A 16,345-nucleotide genomic window follows, 5' to 3' on the forward strand; every position below is an offset into this window, starting at 1 on the left:
CCATTGCGCTGACAGATTGCCCAAGCCCAAGTCCGTATGTCTAATCGGAGAGTGCGCCTTGAATAGTCGGCAACTTTTCCGGATTCAACACGCTGTACACGTTGGCGATGCGGCCATCGACCACCTCGATGGTGGTGACCGAGTGCAAGCGATCACCGACAAAGCGCAGGATCGCCGGCTCGCCGTTGACGTAACCCAGCTGGGCCGGATGCACCGCGCCGCGGCGGGCAATCGCCCAGAACAGGCGACCGATGCGCTCGGCGCCCAGCAGCGGGCGCACCGCTGCGGTGACCACACCGCCGCCGTCGGACACCAGCAACGCGTTGGCGTGCAACAGGGCCTGGATCGCCTCGCTGTCGCCGCGCTGCGAGGCATCCATGAAGCGCGCCAGCAGCTGCCGGTGCTGGCTGGCATCGGCGTTGAAGCGCGGCCGTCCGGCCTGCAGGCGCTGCCGGGCACGGTGCACCAGCTGCCGGCAGTTGGCCTCGCTGTGGCCGATCAGCTCGGCGATCTCGCGGTAGTCGTGGTCGAAGGCCTCCTTCAGCAGGAAAGCGGCGCGTTCCTCGGGGCCGAGCTGTTCAAGCAGGGTCAGGAAGGCGACCGAAACGTCGTCGGCCAGGGCATGCAGCTGGGCCGGGCCGGGCGCCGGGTCGGGCTCCAGGGTGACCGCCAGCGGCTCGGCCAGCCATGGGCCGACGTAGTGCACGCGCTCGCGCTTGGCCGCGCGCAGCCGGTCCAGGCCGAGCCGGGTGGTGGTGGTGACCAGCCAGGCTTCGGGGTCGCGGACGGCCGCCGGGTCGGCGCCGGACCAGCGCAGCCAGGCATCCTGGACCACGTCTTCGGCGTCGGCGCGGCTGCCAAGCAGGCGGTAGGCCAGGGCCATCAGGCGCGGGCGGTGGGTCTGGAAAGCGGTTTCGGCGTTCATGTGGGCAAGGACGCCGCAGTGGCGCGTGGCGTGACAGAGCGTCGGGGGAATCTTGCCGGCCAGCGGCCGGCACTACCACCCCGGGGCCGGGGGAGGGGGTAAAATGGGCGGATTACCCCCGCCAGCCTCGAGCAAGCGAGCAAGACGTGACATCGATCAAGCAGGAAGACCTCATCCAGTCCATCGCCGACGCGCTGCAGTACATCTCGTACTACCACCCGGTCGACTACATCAAGAACCTCGCCGCCGCTTACGAGCGCGAGGAGTCGCCGGCCGCGAAGGAAGCGATGGCCCAGATCCTGATCAATTCGCGGATGTGCGCCGAAGGCCACCGTCCGATCTGCCAGGACACCGGCATCGTCACCGTGTTCCTGGAAATCGGCATGGACGTGCGCTGGGACGACGCCACCATGGGCGTGGAAGACATGGCCAATGAAGGCGTGCGCCGTGCCTACATGCACCCGGACAACAAGCTGCGCGCTTCGGTGCTGGCTGATCCGGCCGGCAAGCGCATCAACACCAAGGACAACACCCCGGGCGTGGTCAACGTCAAGGTGGTGCCGGGCAACAAGGTCGACGTGATCGTCGCCGCCAAGGGCGGTGGTTCGGAAGCGAAGACCAAGTTCGCCATGCTCAACCCGTCCGACTCGATCGTCGACTGGGTGCTGAAGACCGTGCCGACCATGGGCGCCGGCTGGTGCCCGCCGGGCATGCTCGGCATCGGCATCGGTGGCACCGCCGAGAAGGCGATGCTGCTGGCCAAGGAAGCGCTGATGGAGCCGATCGACATCACCGAGCTGCAGGCCCGTGGTGCGTCCAACCGCATCGAAGAGCTGCGCCTGGAGCTGTACGAGAAGGTCAACGCGCTGGGCATCGGTGCGCAGGGCCTGGGTGGCCTGACCACCGTGCTCGACATCAAGATCAACGACTACCCGACCCACGCGGCCAACCTGCCGGTGGCGATGATCCCGAACTGCGCGGCCACCCGCCATGCGCACTTCACCCTCGATGGCAGCGGCCCGGTGATGCTGGACCCGCCGTCGCTGGAAGACTGGCCGAAGCTGACCTACGACGCGTCCAAGGGCACCCGCGTGGACCTGGACACGATCACGCCGGAAGACGTGGCCAGCTGGAAGCCGGGCCAGACCCTGCTGCTCAACGGCAAGTTGCTGACCGGCCGCGATGCCGCGCACAAGCGCATGGTCGACATGCTCAACAAGGGCGAGCAACTGCCGGTCGATCTGAAGGGCCGCTTCATCTACTACGTCGGCCCGGTCGATCCGGTGCGCGACGAAGTGGTGGGCCCGGCCGGCCCGACCACCGCCACCCGCATGGACAAGTTCACCGAGCAGGTGCTGGCACAGACCGGCCTGCTGGGCATGGTCGGCAAGGCCGAGCGCGGCCCGGCCGCGATCGAGGCGATCAAGAAGCACAAGTCGGCCTACCTGATGGCCGTCGGTGGCTCGGCCTACCTGGTGTCCAAGGCGATCAAGGCCGCCAAGGTGGTTGGTTTCGCTGACCTGGGCATGGAGGCGATCTACGAGTTCACCGTGCAGGACATGCCGGTGACCGTGGCAGTCGACTCCACCGGTGAATCGGTGCACAAGACCGGCCCGCGCGAATGGCAGGCCCGCATCGGCAAGATTCCGGTGGTGGTGGAGTAACTCCCCGCACGCTTCGGTCCAGACAACGGCGCCCGTGTGGCGCCGTTGTTGTATCCGGGGGGGGGGATTAACGCGCCTGTAGCCCTTGCTCTGCTACGGTCGGCACACCCTCGCACAGGACGTGTCCATGGCCCTGCATCGATTCATCGTGGTAGGCATGCTGCTGGCGCTGGCCGGCTGCAACACCCCAGCGTCGTACGAAGGCGCGGATTTCCCTGCATCGGCGCAGTGCCGCGTGCAGTGCCAGGCCGGCTATCGCAGCTGCATGGCGCAGAATGACTCTCTCGGCAGCCGCCAGAGCAATTGCGAGCAGCGGCTGGTGCCGGCGCCGGACAAGCGCTGCAAGGACGTGGACAACCCGGACCTGCGCCATGCCTGCGAACTGAAGACGCATGACTGTACGATGCGCGCGCCGATGATGTCCTGTGGCGAACGCCGGGATTCCTGCATGAGCAGCTGCGGCTGAGCAACGATCGTGCGCGCGGGCGCATAATCGGCTGATCCACCTGTACAGGATCTTCTGCATGAGCACCACGCTGTATGGTTCGACCAGTACCGCCGCGCTGGTGGTGCACTGGCTGCTGATCGAGCTGGGCATCGAGCATGAACTGGTGCTGCTGGATTTCGACGCGCGCGAGCACAAGTCGGCGCAGTACCTGGCGCTGAATCCGGCCGGTGTGGTGCCGACACTGCTGATCGATGGCCTGGTACTGACCGAAGCGGCGGCCATTGCGTTGTACCTGGCTGATCGCCATCCGGACGCCAACCTGCTGCCCGCGCTGGGCACGCCGCAGCGCGCCGATGCCTACCGCTGGATGTTCTGGTGTGCCAATACGCTGCAGCCGGCCTATCGAGCCTGGTTCTATCCACACGAAATGGCGGGCGAGGCGAATATCGAGGCCAGCCGCGGCATGGCACGGCAGCGCCTGGAAGCGGCCTGGCAGCATGTGGCCGCGCACCTGCATGCACATGGCCCCTACCTGCTGGGCGCCACGCCCTGCGTGGTCGACTACATGCTGGTGATGCTGATGCGCTGGTCGCGCAACATGCCCAGGCCCACCGACACCTGGCCGGTACTGAAGGCGCACGCCACGTCGATGAAGGCGCGCCCGGCGTTCGCCGAGGTGTACCGCCGCGAAGGCATCACCGACTGGCTGTAAGCCAGCCGGGGGGGAGGGCATCCGGGTAGAAGAGGGCGCTGGGGTAGAGTCGACTGTCAGTCGACTATCGCACGCAGTGCGGGCTTTTCCGCGGATGCATATGAAGGGTGGGGAGGGAGTCGACTAACAGTCGACTCTACCAACAGTCGACTCTACCAACACGCTCCGCTACGCGGCGGCGAGGCGGGTTACAGGATCTCCAGCACTGTTTCCGGTGGACGGCACAGGCGTGTGCCCTTGTCCGTGCGCACCACGGGGCGGTTGATCAGTCGCGGGTGTTCGGCCATCGCGGCCAGCAGCGTGGCCTCGTCCGCACCTTCCAGGCCCAGTTCGGCGAACTGCGCTTCCTTGCTGCGCACCAGATCACGTGCGCTCAATCCTGATTCGGCCAGCACCTGGCGCAGTGTAGCCACATCGGGTGGATTGCCGAGATACTCGATCACCGCTGGATCAAAGCCGGCATCACGTATCAGCTTCAATGCGCCGCACGAGTTGCTGCAGGCCGGGTTGTGCCAGATCGTCACGGGCATCAGAACCACTCCAGCAGCGACACGCCCACGCCCACGTAGGTGGCCTTGTGGTTGTAGTCGATCAGGCTTTCGCCGTAACCGTCGAACACCTGCACATGCCCGCGCAGCAGATTGCTGATCGGGAAGCCGTAATCCAGCTGCAGGGCACCGTGCGAGCGGCTGCCGGTGCGCAGCGAATGGCGCGCCATCAGCGAGACTTCGTGGCCGTTGCGGTTCCAGGTCAGGGTCGCATCACCGCGGCCCATGTAATCCTCGATGTCCGGATTGTTGTCGTCGCTGCGGGTCTCGGGAATGCGGTACCAGGGGCGCAGCACCAGCGCCCAGTTCTCGCGGTCAAGGCCGATGTTGAGCATCACCCGGTTCCAGCTGCGCGAAAGCGGGTCGGCGCGGCCGTTGGATTGGTGGTTCAGCGCGATGCCGGTCATGCGCCCGCGCCAGCCACCGATCGAGTAGCCGTTGCGGAACACCATCATCACTTCCGGCTCGTAATTGGTTTCGCGGAACGGGCGTGAATCCTCGCCGTTGTAGGCCTGCCAGCGCGAGCTCTGGGTGTAGCCGGCCCAGATGTCGCCGTTGTCGCCGAACAGGTTCTCGGCGATCTTGGTCTTGAAACTGATCTGGAACTTCAGCTCGGCGCTGTCCAGCACCTGCGGCGTGGTGACTGTGTTGGCCGGGTTCGGCGAATGCGGCGTGGTGTTGCGATCGCTGGTCCAGAACGCCGGCAGCAGGTACACCGGCTTGTAGGCGCGCAGCTGGAACGGGCCCAGCTTGGAGTCCTCGGCCAGTTCCCAGCGGCTGTCCAGCAACGAACCGCGGCCAGCATTGGCCAGTGCGCTGTCAGGGGCTGCTGGACGGAACAGATCGCTGACCCGCTCGCGCAGCTTCTCTTCGCCCTGGCTCACGCGTGCAGTCTGGCGTTCTTCGCGACGGGCCTGCGCGGCCGCCTCGGCCGCAGCGTCGGCCTCGGCAGTGGCCTGCGGGGTACGGCCGAACTGGCGGTCATAACAGGCCAGGCGGGCAGCATCGGTGGTAATCGCCGCGCACGCGGCCGGCGAGGCTTCGGCGCTGGGCGCGAACTCCTGCGCGGCCAGCGGCGCACTGGCCAGGGCCAGCGCCAGCGGCGCGAGACGGGGAAGCAGCGGAGACAGGGTCATTGCAGCAGGCCCTTAGGTGAATACGGGAATCGCACAGTGTGGCGGCTGCACCGGTTCACGGCCAGCCCCCACGGTTTATGCACGGGCACCGCGTGCGCGCGGCGTGAAGGCAGTGCGGGTTACAGGAACCAGGCGAAGGCGAACAGGCCGAGCATCGCGATCACCACGGCCAGTTTCAGCGCCAGGCCGAGCAGGATACCGAGCCAGGTGGCCAGGCCTACCTTGGTCGAGCGCCCCAGTTCGCGGGTGTGCCAGTACTCGCCGGCCAGGGCGCCGATCAGGGGGCCTGCAAAGAGGCCGATCGGCATGAAGAACAGGCCGACGATGCTGCCGACGAACGTACCCCACAGTGCCTTGCGGCTGGCACCGACCCGCTGCGCACCCACCACCGTGGCCAGCACGTCCACCAGCAGCGAGAGGACGGTCAGTACGCCCAGCGCGACCAGGGTCGGCCAGCCGACGTGGGTGAAGCCGTCCGCCCAGGCCGCCAGCAGCAGTCCGATGAACACCAGCGGGATGCCGGGCAGGGCCGGCAGGATGATTCCGGCGATGCCGACAAGGACAAAAATGACCGCTAGCAGATATAAGATGAATGAGAGTCCCATGCTGTCCCGTATGGTCGCCGTTTTGGGGTTGACAGTGAAAGATTTTGCCAGTTGCTTTTTCGTTTTGGGCGGGTTAAGTTGCAGTCGCTGAGCTTGGCAAGGTCACCGTGGATCGTGGCCTGATGAAGCAAGATCTTCCCGATCCGCTGCATCGATGCACCTCGCTTCCCCCTTGCTTGTCAGCCGCCCACCAGGCGTTTCCAACAACAAGAGAGAGTCACCAGGGAGTTAGTGAGATGTCTGATCGCGAGACCGGTACCGTCAAGTGGTTCAACGATGCAAAGGGCTTCGGCTTCATCAGCCGTGAAAACGGCGAAGACGTGTTCGTGCACTTCCGTGCCATCCAGACCCAGGGCTTCAAGAGCCTGAAGGAAGGCCAGAAGGTCACCTTCACCGTCGTGCAGGGCCAGAAGGGCCTGCAGGCCGACGCCGTGCAGCCGACCTGATCGCGCTGCAAGCCGTCACATGAAAAAGGCCCGCGCAAGCGGGCCTTTTTCTTTGCCGCCGGCCCGGCGCAGGTCAGCGCAGGATGACCTTGCCGTTGACCACGCGCACGTAGGTGTTTTCGCGGATGCCGCCGAGGTCGCGCTGGTTGACCACGATGGTGCGGCCATCGTCCATGCGTACGCTGATGTCGTAGGTATCACTGGTCACGTTCTTCTGGATCTGGTTGCCGGCCAGCGCGCCACCGACCGCGCCTGCGGCCGCAGCGATGTTCTTGTTGCCACGGCTGCCACCGGTGTGATCGGAGATCTCATGGCCGGCCACGGCACCGACGATGCCGCCGAGGATGGCGCCGGTCGCGCTGGGCGCGGTGCGGCCCGACGGCACGGTGTTGATGCGGGTGACGATGCCACAGTCAGCGCAACGGCCCTGGTTGTAACCGCCGTTGTTGCCGTAGCCACCATTGTTGTAGCCGTTGTTGTAACCACCGCCACCGTAGCCGGGCGAGGTGGCACAGCCAGCCAGGGCGAGGGTAGCGATGGCGCTGGCGGCAATGAGCTGGATCTTCATGGAGCGTCTCCTGGCCGTGAAGGCGGGTGTTGGGTGGTACTGCGTCATGCAGCAGGGTGGACGAATCCTCTCCTTTCGAACGTGAACAAGGTGCCAACCAGGCGTGCCTTGCCCGGCTACAGGATGAATGCGCGTCAGCGGAAGTCCTGGTGGCAGGCGCGGCAGTCGGCCTGCACGGTTTCCACGACCTTGGCCAGGGCGGTGCAGTCACTGGGCGGAGCCGCCAATGCGGCGTTGAGGTTGCCGCGCAGCTGGCTGGCGTGCTGCTGGAACCGGCCGTTGTCCTTCAGCCCGGGAAAGGCCAGGTCGAGGTCGTTGGACAGAAGGCGCAGGGCCTGCAGCCGCGGCACGCTGTCGGCCAGGCTGCAGCGGTTCTGCTGCTGGGCCTGCTGCAGCAGCTGCGCTTGCCGCTGCATCACCTGCATCAGGCTGTCCGGGAACGGGTCGCGGCGGGCCTGCAGGGCGCGGCCGACCATGACCGTGGCGACCAGGCCGATCAGCAGGCCCAGGCACAGCACGAACAGGTACCGCTGGGCAGTGGACGGGCGGCGGGGCGGGCTGGCGTTCATGGCGGGCTCTCCTGGCGTGCAACGTTGGGTTCGATGCCGGCGCGCTGTAGGCGCTGGCGCCTGCACGTTAAAATAGCCGCATGAACGAACAGGTCAAACAACGCTTCGCCGGCATCGAACGGCTGTATGGCGTAGGTGCGCTCGAGCGCCTGCAGGGCAGCCGCGTGGCGGTGGTGGGCATGGGCGGGGTCGGCTCGTGGGTGGTGGAAGCGCTGGCGCGTTCGGCGGTCGGCCACCTGACCCTGATCGACGCCGATGACATCTGCGTGTCCAACACCAACCGGCAGCTGCCGGCGATGGAAGGCAACTACGGCCGCAACAAGGCCGAGGCGATGGGCGAGCGCTGCCGTGCGATCAACCCTGACATCGAGGTGGATGCCGTGCAGGCATTCCTGACCGTGTCGAACATGGCCGAGTTGCTGGACCGTGGCTTCGACTTGGTGATCGATGCCTGCGACAGCTTCCGGGTGAAGGTCGAGACGATCGCCTGGTGCCGTCGCCGCAAGCTGCCGCTGCTGACCGTGGGGGCTGCCGGTGGTCGCACCGATCCGACCCTGGTGCGCATCCGCGATGTCTCGCGCACCGAGCATGACGCCATGCTGGCGCTGATCCGCAAGAAGCTGCGCAGCGAGTTCAATTTCCCGAAGAATGCCAAGCGCTATTTTGGCGTACCGGCGGTGTACTCGCTGGAAAACGTGAAGTATCCGCAGGCCGATGGCAGCGTCTGCGGCATCCGCCCGAACCTCGGTGCGGATGCTGCATTGAAACTGGACTGTGGCGCAGGCCTCGGTGCGGCAACCCACATCACCGGTGCCTTCGCCTTTGCGGCGGTCGGCAAGGCGCTTGAAATGCTGCTGGAGCCGAAGAAGGTGAAGGCCGAAGTGGTCGAGTCCAGCGAGGTGTGATGGATCGTGCCGGCCAGCGGCCGGCACCTGCCCGTTACATTGCCGGCAGCGCGAACAGGCGCCGCGCATTCTCCGTCGTGGCCTGGGCCACCGCGTCCAGCTCCATCCCGCGCAGTGCGGCCACGTGGCGGGCGATGACTGCCAGTCGCGCTGGTTCGTTGCGCTGGCCGCGGATGCCGGCGTCAGGCTGGTCGGGCGCGTCGGTCTCCAGCAGCAGCTGTTCCAGCGGCATCCCGCGCACCAGGCGCTGCAGCCGTTGCGCGCGATCGTAGGTCAGCGGACCACCGAGACCGAGCAGGAAGCCTTGCCGATGTAGTTGCGCGGCCTGTTCCGGGCTGCCGGAAAAGCTGTGCACCACGCCGCGCAGGCCGCCGACGCGACGGATCGCGGCAATGACCGCATCCACCGCGCGTCGCGCATGCACGATCACCGGCAGCTCGAACTCGCGGGCCAGTTGCAGCTGGCCGATGAAGTACGCCTGTTGCGCCTCTGCATCCAGTCCCTCGACGAAGAAGTCCAGCCCGCATTCGCCGATCGCGCACGGGCGTTCGCGAACGATCCATTCGCGCAGCAGCGGCAGATGGTCGGGCCGGTGCTCGGCCAGGAACATCGGATGCAGGCCGTAGGCCGGGTACAGCCCCGGTGCCTGCCGGCAGACCTCGCGCAGCTTCGGCCAACTGGCGGCCGTGACGGCCGGTACCACCTGCTCGCGCACGCCCGCGGCGCCCGCGCGCTCGATCACCGCCGTGCGGTCAGCATCGAATTCACTGGCATCCAGATGGCAGTGGCTGTCGACCAGCGGAATCAACGCTGTTCCAGCGGCGGCGGGGCCGGGACTGTATTGCGGCTCTTCCAGTTGGCCAGCAGCAGGGTGCCGAAGCCCAGTACCAGCTCGTCGACGAACGGAATCGGGTCGGGAATGAACAGGGTCAGCACGAACAGGCCGGCGGTCAGCTTGAACAGGGTGGGGTAGCGCAGCCGGCGGGCCCATTGCAGTACCGGCAGCAGCATCGGGTTGGCCATGGCGTGGATCCTCGTGGGGAATATGCAAACGCTACCACGGGCCCAGCATTTCCCGATGCTGAATGGGTTACAGGAATGAGCAGGAAATGTGGAGATTCCGTTCAGGCAGTGCATGCTGCAATCTGGGCCGAGAACGTTGCGGATGGTCCGCAAGGAGCAGGTCATGAAAAGCACAACTACAACTGTCCTGGTCGCAGCGGGCGCGCTGCTGGTCGGTGGCATCGCCACCGCCGCCTTCATGAAGAGTGGCGACAAGTCGCCTGATTCCATCAGCGCCGGAACCCCCAACGGTGAATCGCGGCTGGTTGACGGCAATGCCGTTGACGATGGCGCGCGTGGTGACAAGCTCGACCCGTCTGCACCGCGCGGGCTGGAATACGCCGACGTGCTGAAGGTCGACCCGATCACCGAGAAGCAGAAGGCCTACGCCACCGTGATCGGCACCGATCCCGTGCGCGAGACCTCCACCACCCAGACCCCGCACGAGGTCTGCCAGGACGTGACCGTGCAGGAGCGCCTGCCGGAGCGTGACGGCAACGTCGGCGGCACCGTGGTCGGCGCGGTGGTCGGCGGCCTGCTCGGCAACCAGGTCGGCGGTGGCAACGGCAAGAAGGCCGCGACCGCAGCCGGTGCCGTGGCCGGTGGCTTCATCGGCAACCAGATCGACAAGCGCCATGTGGGTGGCCGCGTGGTCAACCGCACCGAGCGCCAGTGCCACACCGAGACCGCCACCTCCGAGTCGAGCCGTGTTACCGGCTACAACGTGACCTACCGCAACGAGGACGGCACCACCGGCACCATGCGCATGGCCAGCAAGCCGGGCAACCGCATCGCCATGGGCACCAATGACGTGGTGAAGGGCTACAACGTGACCTACCGCTACGACGGCGCCGAGAAGACCGTGCGCATGGACAACAAGCCGGCCAGCGATCGCCTGCCGGTGGTCGATGGCCAGCTGGTCACGCAGACCGCTGCTGCCGGCGCCACTGCGGCCACGCGCCAGTAATCCAGAATACGTGCTGTACCCGACGGGCCGGCGCATGCCGGCCCGTTTCGTTGTGAGCGCGGGCATTCATCCGTGTGGAGGCGGAATCCACCATCATGGTGGCCCCTTCGACATGGAGTCGGCATGAGCATCTTCGACCTGCGCCTGGAAACCGAGCGCCTGATCCTGCGTCCGCTGCTGCGCGAGGACTACGAACCCTATCTGGCGTTCTGCGCCGACGAGGAAACGATGCGCACCCTCGGTGGCGTGCAGCCGCCTTCGGTAGCCTGGCGCGGCTTCTGCAGCCTGGCTGGCGCCTGGCAGCTGTTCGGCTTTTCGATGTTCAGCGTGATCGAAAAATCCAGCGGGGACTGGATCGGGCGGATGGGCCCCTGGCAACCGCAGGACTGGCCGGGTACCGAGGTCGGCTGGGGCATCCGCCGCGCCAGCTGGGGCCGGGGCTATGCGCCGGAAGCGGCGGTCGCGGCGATCGACTGGGCCTTCGACACGCTGGGTTGGCACGAGGTGATCCATACCATCGCCGAGAACAACGACAACTCGCGGGCGGTCGCGCGCAAGCTGGGCAGCACGTTGCTGCGGATGGGCGAACTGCCGCCGCCGTACAACGACAAACCGATGCAGATCTGGGGCCAGTCGCGCGAACAGTGGCGGCAGCGTGCACGCTGAACGTGGCCCGGTAGTGCCGGCCGCTGGCCGGCAACCTCGTTGCAGCAGGATTCGTGCGATTGCCGGCCAGCGGCAAGCACTACCGGGGTGCCATGCTGCATCCGCGCTTGGCATTCCCTGGCGCACTTGCCAGACTGCACGCAGCCGGCCGCCGGCCGGATCCGATGGAGCAGGCAATGGTGGAAGAGCGCGTCCCGCTGACGGTGCATGGCATGTCGGTCTCGGGCAATTGCCACAAGGTCCGGCTGCTGCTTGAGCAGCTCGGCAGCCGTTACCGCTGGGTGGAAGTGGACAGTGCCCATGGCCAGACCCACACGCCCGAATTCCTGGCGCTCAACCCGAATGCCAAGGTGCCGCTGATCGTCCGCGACGACGGCCGCGTGCTGACCGAGTCCAACGCGATCCTGTTCTGGCTGGCCGAAGGCACGCCCTACCTGCCCAGCGATGGCTGGGAGCGTGCGCAGGCGTTGAGCTGGATGTTCTTCGAGCAGTACACGCACGAGCCGTGCGTGGCGGTAGCGCGCTTCATCCGGGGCTGGACGGCGCCCGACTCGCCACGCCGTGCCGAACTGCCACGCCTGCACGAGCGTGCCGCCACCGCGTTGGCGGTGATGGAGCAGCACCTGCGCGAAGCGCAGTGGTTCACCGGCAGCGGATACGGCATTGCCGATATCGCCCTGTTTGCCTATACCGATGTGGCGGGCGAGGGCGGCATCAGCCTGGAGCCGTTCCCGGAAGTTCGCGCCTGGCTGCAGCGCGTGCGTGCGCAGCCGCGCTTCCTGCCGATGCCGGCGGTGACCGCCGAGGTGCGCTCGCGCTTCGAGGCGGCTTGATGCCCACAGGGTAGCGCCCGGTATTGCCGGGCGGAACGCAACAACGACACGGAGGGTGTTCGATGTTCGCTGTGGTTCCGGATCCGATTCCCGCACGCATGCGGGGGCTCAACCGCGCCGAGGTGTGCGACGTCAATTTCCTTGAGGCGGTGCGCGGGTGGCGCGGGACGCCGCGCCCGCGACCCGCGGCAGATGCTCCGATCCTGCCGGGCAGTACGCTCACCGCTGCCGCCTTCGATGAACTGTTCGACTCGCAGCTGGCCAGCCGCCAGCTGGACCTGATGGCGCGCGTGCTGCGCGTGCAGAACAAGGTCTTCTACACCATCGGTTCGTCCGGCCATGAAGGCAACGCGCTGCTGGCGCGGGCCTGCCGGCACACCGATCCTGCCTTCCTGCACTATCGTTCCGGCGCCTTCATGGCCGAGCGTTCGCGGCAGGTGCCGGGTATCGATCCGCTGCGCGATGCGGCACTGTCCTTCGCCGCCAGCGCGGATGATCCGGCCAGCGGTGGCCGCCACAAGGTGTGGGGCAGCAAGCCATTGTGGGTGCTGCCGCAGACCTCGACGATTGCGTCGCACCTGCCCAAGGCGCTGGGTACCGCGCTGGCCATCGAGAGTGGCAAGCGGCTGGGGCAGGCGCTGCCCATTCCCACCGACAGCATCGTGCTGTGCTCGTTCGGCGATGCGTCGGCCAACCACGCCACCGCGCAGACCGCCTTCAATACCGCGATGTGGTCGGCCTACCAGAAACTACCGGCGCCGATCCTGTTCGTCTGCGAGGACAATGGCCTGGGCATCTCGGTGAAGACCCCCGATGGCTGGATCGCCGAGCGCTTCAGCCACCAGCCGGGGCTGGACTATTTCTTTGCCGATGGCCTCGACCTGGCCACCGGGCACGCCCAGGTGCAGGCGGCGGTGGAACACTGCCGGCGCACGCGGCGGCCGACCTTCCTGCATCTGCGCACCACGCGCCTGATGGGCCATGCCGGCACCGACTTTGAAGTGGAATGGCGCGCGCTGCCGGAACTGTGCGCGGCCGAGGCGCAGGATCCGCTGCTGCGCTCGGCGCAGATCGCGCTGGAATCAGGCTGGATGGATGCGGCCGCCATCGAAGTGGCCTACGAAACGATGCGCGCGCGTTGCATGGCCGCTGCCGCCGATGCCGAAGGCAGTGCGAAGCTGCAGTCGCTGCGGGAGGTGATGGCGCCGCTGGCACCGTACACCCCTGCAGCGGTGCAGGCCGAAGCGCAGCGCGAGGTCGCTGCCGAAGCACGCGAGGCACTCTATGGCGGTGCCGAGGCATTGCCGGAACGACAGGCGCCGCGGCATCTCGCAATCCAGATCAATCATGGTCTGCAGGAGCTGCTGGCCAAGTATCCGCAGAGCCTGCTGTTCGGCGAGGACGTGGCGCAGAAGGGCGGTGTCTACACCGTCACCAAGGATCTGCTGCGCCGCTTCGGGCCGCGCCGGGTCTTCAACACCCTGCTGGACGAGACCATGATCCTGGGCATGGCGCAGGGCCTGGCCAACATGGGCATGCTGCCGATCCCGGAGATCCAGTACCTGGCCTACCTGCACAACGCCATCGACCAGCTGCGTGGCGAAGCCTGTTCGCTGCAGTTCTTCTCCAACGACCAGTACCGCAACCCGATGCTGGTGCGGGTGGCCGGGCTGGGCTACCAGAAGGGTTTCGGCGGCCATTTCCACAACGACAACTCGGTCACCGCCCTGCGCGACATCCCCGGGCTGGTGGTCGGCTGCCCATCGCGCGGCGACGACGCGGTGATGATGCTGCGCACGCTGGCGGCGCTGGCCCGGGTGGATGGGCGCGTGGCGGTGTTCCTGGAGCCGATCGCGCTGTACATGAGCAAGGACCTGCATGAGCCGGGCGATGGCCAGTGGCTGTTCGACTACCCGGCCCAGGGCCGGGCACTGGTGCCGGGCGAAGGCCGTGTTTACGGGCCGGAGGCTGGCGACCTGGTGGTCTACACCTACGGCAATGGCGTGCCGATGGCGCTGCGCGCAGCGCGAGCCATCGAACAGCAGCTGGGCTGGCAGGTACGGGTGGTCGACCTGCGCTGGCTGGTGCCGCTGGATGCCGGCTTCATCGCCCGCCAGGCCGCCAGCGCACGGCGCGTGCTGGTGCTGGACGAGGGCCGCCACAGTGGAGGGGTGGGCGAGGGTGTGGTCACCGCACTGGTCGAGGCCGGTTTCGGCCACCTGCCGCTGCGCCGGGTCTGCGGCGCCGATACCTATACCCCGCTGGCAGGGGCAGCAATGTTCGGGCTTCCAAGCGACAATGCGGTGATTGGCGCCGCCCTTGAACTGGCGCAGGAACCTTGATGCATGTGTGGATTGGCGGGAATGTTGTTGCCGGCGCCGGTGGCGTCGGCCGAGGTGCTGCAGGCGCAGGTCCTGGCCATGGGCGAGGCGCTGCACCACCGCGGGCCGGATGATGGCGGAAGCTGGGTCGATGCCGGGGCAGGCATCGCGCTGGCGCACCGTCGGCTGAGCATTCTCGATCTGTCGCCGCTGGGCCACCAGCCGATGGCCTCGTCCGATGGTCGCTACGTGATGGCCTACAACGGCGAGGTCTACAACTTCGCCGCCCTGCGTGCAGAACTGGAGCCGCTGGGGCATGCCTTCCGTGGCCATTCCGACACCGAAGTGCTGCTCGCGGCGATCCTGCAGTGGGGCATGGAAGAAACCGTGCAGCGTTGCAACGGCATGTTCGCCATCGCGCTGTGGGATCGCCAGGCGCAGTGCCTGTGGCTGGCACGCGACCGCGTTGGCAAGAAGCCGCTGTACTACGGCTGGGCCGGTGACACCCTGGTGTTCGGTTCCGAACTGAAAGCGCTGTGGCAGCACCCGGCGTTCGACAACGACATCGACCGCGACGCGCTGACTCTGTTGCTGCGGTTGGATTACATTCCGGCCCCGCACAGCATCCACCAGCGCTGCTACAAGCTGATGCCCGGCCGCGTGCTGCGCCTGGACGCCGAAGCCGTAGCGGCGGGTGCATCGGCGCATCGCCCGGAGCAGGCGCAGCGCCCGTACTGGGATGCGCGTGCACGCATGCAGGCCGCACTGGCTGCGCCGTTCCAGGGCCGCATCGAGGAAGCAGAGGAGCAGCTGGACGGGCTGCTGCGCGACGCGGTGGCGCTGCGCATGGTGGCCGACGTGCCGGTGGGCGTGTTCCTGTCCGGCGGTACCGATTCGTCGCTGGTGGCGGCGCTGATGCAGGCGCAAAGCGGGCAGCCGGTGCACAGCTTCAGCATCGGCTTCACCGATTCGGGCCACGACGAGGCACCGCTGGCCAGGGAACTGGCCACGCATCTGGGCTGCGACCACACCGAGCTCTACGTCAGCGGCGCGGATGCACTGGCAGTCGTGCCGCAGCTGCCGGCAATGTTCGACGAACCCTTTGCCGATGCCTCGCAGGTGCCGACCGCGCTGGTCGCCCGGCTGGCGCGGCAGGGCGTGACCGTGGCGTTGTCTGGCGACGGCGGTGATGAGCTGTTCTTCGGCTATACCCGCTACGTGCGCGCGCTGCGCAACTGGCAGATGCTGGGCCGCGTGCCGGGCCCGCTGCGACGCTGGATGGGCGCGCGCGCGCAGCACCAGGGCGAGGCCTCGCGGACCGGCGGACTGGCCGCGCTGTTGGCCGAGTCCGGCGCGCGTGGCATTGGCGACGTGTACCGCAACCGCATCTCGCGCTGGCGCGACCCCGCCGCGGCAGTGCCCGGCGCACAGGCCGCCGGCAGCTTCTACGACCTGGCCGATCCGCTGCACGGTGCCGGCACGCCGGCCGACGCGATGATGCTGGCCGATTACGTGACCTACCTGCCGGATGACCTGCTCTGCAAGGTCGACCGCACCTCGATGGCGGTCAGCCTGGAGGCACGCGCGCCGCTGCTGGACTGGCGCGTGGCCGAGTTCGCCTGGTCGCTGCCGCTGGGCTTCAAGCGCAGCGAAACCACCAGCAAGGTGCTGCTCAAGCGCGTGCTTGGCCGCTACGTGCCGCAGTCGATGGTGCACCGGCCCAAGCGCGGGTTCGGCGCGCCGGTCAGCGACTGGCTGAAGGGCGACCTGCGGCCGTGGGCCGAGGATCTGTTGCAGCCGGCGCGCCTGGAGCGCGAAGGCGTGCTGTCGGCGGCGGCGGTGCAGCCGCTGTGGCAGCAGTTCCTGGGCGGCCAGCGCAAGTGGCATACCCACCTGTGGAACGTGCTGATGTTCCAGGCCTGGCAGGCGCATTGGCGGCAGGTGCGGGCCCGCGTGACCGGGGGCTGATC

Annotated in this window: 18 protein-coding genes; 10 read left to right on the forward strand and 8 right to left on the reverse strand. The window is 67.3% G+C overall.

From position 1 onward, the window contains the following. Nucleotides 1-40 precede the first annotated feature (40 nt). Complete coding sequence (locus tag AC5P5S_RS07595) at nt 41-925, reverse strand: RNA polymerase sigma-70 factor (RefSeq protein WP_062607411.1); 885 nt, start codon at nt 923-925, stop codon at nt 41-43. Nucleotides 926-1,071: 146 nt separating this feature from the next. Between AC5P5S_RS07595 and AC5P5S_RS07600 the strand changes: the two genes are divergently transcribed. The 3 genes from AC5P5S_RS07600 to AC5P5S_RS07610 all read left to right on the forward strand — a co-directional run bounded on the left by AC5P5S_RS07600 (nt 1,072) and on the right by AC5P5S_RS07610 (nt 3,749). Further along, on the forward strand, nt 1,072-2,589 hold the full coding sequence (locus AC5P5S_RS07600) for a fumarate hydratase (RefSeq protein ID WP_005410296.1): 1,518 nt from the start codon (nt 1,072-1,074) through the stop codon (nt 2,587-2,589). 127 nt (nt 2,590-2,716) lie between these two features. Next, nucleotides 2,717-3,055, forward strand: coding sequence for a hypothetical protein (locus AC5P5S_RS07605; protein WP_495276299.1), 339 nt, complete (start codon nt 2,717-2,719; stop codon nt 3,053-3,055). 58 nt (nt 3,056-3,113) lie between these two features. Then, nucleotides 3,114-3,749 (forward strand): glutathione S-transferase family protein, encoded by a 636-nt coding sequence (locus AC5P5S_RS07610; protein ID WP_012480793.1) that lies wholly within the window; start codon nt 3,114-3,116, stop codon nt 3,747-3,749. Between the two features lie 188 nt (nt 3,750-3,937). Here the strand turns inward: AC5P5S_RS07610 and arsC are convergent, their stop codons facing one another. The 3 genes from arsC to AC5P5S_RS07625 all read right to left on the reverse strand — a co-directional run bounded on the left by arsC (nt 3,938) and on the right by AC5P5S_RS07625 (nt 6,038). Continuing rightward, nucleotides 3,938-4,279, reverse strand: a complete 342-nt coding sequence (arsC, locus tag AC5P5S_RS07615) for an arsenate reductase (glutaredoxin) (protein WP_495276300.1) — start codon at nt 4,277-4,279, stop codon at nt 3,938-3,940. Then, the gene (locus AC5P5S_RS07620) at nt 4,279-5,433 is read right to left on the reverse strand and encodes a phospholipase A (protein ID WP_005413953.1); all 1,155 of its coding nucleotides are present in this window, start codon (nt 5,431-5,433) and stop codon (nt 4,279-4,281) included. The genes arsC and AC5P5S_RS07620 overlap by 1 nt, the downstream gene beginning before the upstream one ends. Nucleotides 5,434-5,552: 119 nt before the next feature. Then, the gene (locus tag AC5P5S_RS07625) at nt 5,553-6,038 is read right to left on the reverse strand and encodes a DUF456 domain-containing protein (RefSeq protein WP_033835435.1); all 486 of its coding nucleotides are present in this window, start codon (nt 6,036-6,038) and stop codon (nt 5,553-5,555) included. A gap of 236 nt (nt 6,039-6,274) precedes the next feature. Here AC5P5S_RS07625 and AC5P5S_RS07630 point away from each other — a divergent pair, with 236 nt between their 5' ends. Further along, nucleotides 6,275-6,484, forward strand: coding sequence for a cold-shock protein (locus tag AC5P5S_RS07630; RefSeq protein ID WP_005410290.1), 210 nt, complete (start codon nt 6,275-6,277; stop codon nt 6,482-6,484). 73 nt (nt 6,485-6,557) lie between these two features. On the opposite strand, the gene AC5P5S_RS07635 is transcribed toward AC5P5S_RS07630, so the two are convergent. Further along, entirely contained in the window at nt 6,558-7,052 is a 495-nt protein-coding gene (locus AC5P5S_RS07635; protein ID WP_005410289.1) for a glycine zipper 2TM domain-containing protein, read from the reverse strand. Between the two features lie 134 nt (nt 7,053-7,186). Continuing rightward, nucleotides 7,187-7,621, reverse strand: a complete 435-nt coding sequence (locus tag AC5P5S_RS07640; protein ID WP_012480790.1) for a hypothetical protein — start codon at nt 7,619-7,621, stop codon at nt 7,187-7,189. Nucleotides 7,622-7,701: 80 nt separating this feature from the next. Here AC5P5S_RS07640 and AC5P5S_RS07645 point away from each other — a divergent pair, with 80 nt between their 5' ends. Next, nucleotides 7,702-8,526 (forward strand): tRNA threonylcarbamoyladenosine dehydratase, encoded by an 825-nt coding sequence (locus AC5P5S_RS07645; RefSeq protein ID WP_062607407.1) that lies wholly within the window; start codon nt 7,702-7,704, stop codon nt 8,524-8,526. Nucleotides 8,527-8,560: 34 nt separating this feature from the next. Here the strand turns inward: AC5P5S_RS07645 and AC5P5S_RS07650 are convergent, their stop codons facing one another. Together AC5P5S_RS07650 and AC5P5S_RS07655 are read right to left on the reverse strand one after the other, a co-directional pair. Further along, entirely contained in the window at nt 8,561-9,334 is a 774-nt protein-coding gene (locus tag AC5P5S_RS07650) for a TatD family hydrolase (RefSeq protein WP_080353398.1), read from the reverse strand. Further along, nucleotides 9,331-9,549, reverse strand: coding sequence for a DUF6116 family protein (locus AC5P5S_RS07655; RefSeq protein WP_005410285.1), 219 nt, complete (start codon nt 9,547-9,549; stop codon nt 9,331-9,333). The genes AC5P5S_RS07650 and AC5P5S_RS07655 overlap by 4 nt, the downstream gene beginning before the upstream one ends. Nucleotides 9,550-9,712: 163 nt before the next feature. Here AC5P5S_RS07655 and AC5P5S_RS07660 point away from each other — a divergent pair, with 163 nt between their 5' ends. The 5 genes from AC5P5S_RS07660 (at nt 9,713) to asnB (ending at nt 16,343) form a co-directional block, all read left to right on the forward strand. Beyond that, complete coding sequence (locus AC5P5S_RS07660) at nt 9,713-10,555, forward strand: glycine zipper 2TM domain-containing protein (RefSeq protein WP_005410284.1); 843 nt, start codon at nt 9,713-9,715, stop codon at nt 10,553-10,555. Between the two features lie 123 nt (nt 10,556-10,678). Beyond that, a complete protein-coding gene (locus tag AC5P5S_RS07665) occupies nt 10,679-11,221 on the forward strand; it encodes a GNAT family N-acetyltransferase (protein WP_005410283.1) in 543 nt (180 codons plus the stop codon). A 176-nt stretch (nt 11,222-11,397) separates the two neighbouring features. Next, the gene (locus AC5P5S_RS07670) at nt 11,398-12,054 is read left to right on the forward strand and encodes a glutathione S-transferase family protein (RefSeq protein WP_005410282.1); all 657 of its coding nucleotides are present in this window, start codon (nt 11,398-11,400) and stop codon (nt 12,052-12,054) included. Nucleotides 12,055-12,116: 62 nt separating this feature from the next. Further along, nucleotides 12,117-14,396, forward strand: coding sequence for a transketolase C-terminal domain-containing protein (locus AC5P5S_RS07675; RefSeq protein WP_231336603.1), 2,280 nt, complete (start codon nt 12,117-12,119; stop codon nt 14,394-14,396). 3 nt (nt 14,397-14,399) lie between these two features. Beyond that, nucleotides 14,400-16,343, forward strand: coding sequence for an asparagine synthase (glutamine-hydrolyzing) (gene asnB / locus AC5P5S_RS07680; RefSeq protein ID WP_062607405.1), 1,944 nt, complete (start codon nt 14,400-14,402; stop codon nt 16,341-16,343). Nucleotides 16,344-16,345: the final 2 nt, after the last annotated feature.

The organism is Stenotrophomonas sp. YJH_SMC_54, assembly GCF_059368435.1.

What these genes read in the sequence shown, in the direction of transcription:
- AC5P5S_RS07655 (WP_005410285.1), bottom strand. Translation starts at nt 9,549, where the DNA reads ATGGCCAACCCGATGCTGCTGCCGGTACTGCAATGGGCCCGCCGGCTG.
- AC5P5S_RS07645 (WP_062607407.1), top strand. Translation starts at nt 7,702, where the DNA reads ATGAACGAACAGGTCAAACAACGCTTCGCCGGCATCGAACGGCTGTAT.
- AC5P5S_RS07635 (WP_005410289.1), bottom strand. Translation starts at nt 7,052, where the DNA reads ATGAAGATCCAGCTCATTGCCGCCAGCGCCATCGCTACCCTCGCCCTG.
- AC5P5S_RS07625 (WP_033835435.1), bottom strand. Translation starts at nt 6,038, where the DNA reads ATGGGACTCTCATTCATCTTATATCTGCTAGCGGTCATTTTTGTCCTT.
- AC5P5S_RS07605 (WP_495276299.1), top strand. Translation starts at nt 2,717, where the DNA reads ATGGCCCTGCATCGATTCATCGTGGTAGGCATGCTGCTGGCGCTGGCC.
- AC5P5S_RS07640 (WP_012480790.1), bottom strand. Translation starts at nt 7,621, where the DNA reads ATGAACGCCAGCCCGCCCCGCCGCCCGTCCACTGCCCAGCGGTACCTG.
- AC5P5S_RS07675 (WP_231336603.1), top strand. Translation starts at nt 12,117, where the DNA reads ATGTTCGCTGTGGTTCCGGATCCGATTCCCGCACGCATGCGGGGGCTC.
- arsC (WP_495276300.1), bottom strand. Translation starts at nt 4,279, where the DNA reads ATGCCCGTGACGATCTGGCACAACCCGGCCTGCAGCAACTCGTGCGGC.
- AC5P5S_RS07610 (WP_012480793.1), top strand. Translation starts at nt 3,114, where the DNA reads ATGAGCACCACGCTGTATGGTTCGACCAGTACCGCCGCGCTGGTGGTG.
- asnB (WP_062607405.1), top strand. Translation starts at nt 14,400, where the DNA reads ATGTGTGGATTGGCGGGAATGTTGTTGCCGGCGCCGGTGGCGTCGGCC.
- AC5P5S_RS07670 (WP_005410282.1), top strand. Translation starts at nt 11,398, where the DNA reads ATGGTGGAAGAGCGCGTCCCGCTGACGGTGCATGGCATGTCGGTCTCG.
- AC5P5S_RS07660 (WP_005410284.1), top strand. Translation starts at nt 9,713, where the DNA reads ATGAAAAGCACAACTACAACTGTCCTGGTCGCAGCGGGCGCGCTGCTG.
- AC5P5S_RS07665 (WP_005410283.1), top strand. Translation starts at nt 10,679, where the DNA reads ATGAGCATCTTCGACCTGCGCCTGGAAACCGAGCGCCTGATCCTGCGT.
- AC5P5S_RS07630 (WP_005410290.1), top strand. Translation starts at nt 6,275, where the DNA reads ATGTCTGATCGCGAGACCGGTACCGTCAAGTGGTTCAACGATGCAAAG.
- AC5P5S_RS07595 (WP_062607411.1), bottom strand. Translation starts at nt 925, where the DNA reads ATGAACGCCGAAACCGCTTTCCAGACCCACCGCCCGCGCCTGATGGCC.
- AC5P5S_RS07620 (WP_005413953.1), bottom strand. Translation starts at nt 5,433, where the DNA reads ATGACCCTGTCTCCGCTGCTTCCCCGTCTCGCGCCGCTGGCGCTGGCC.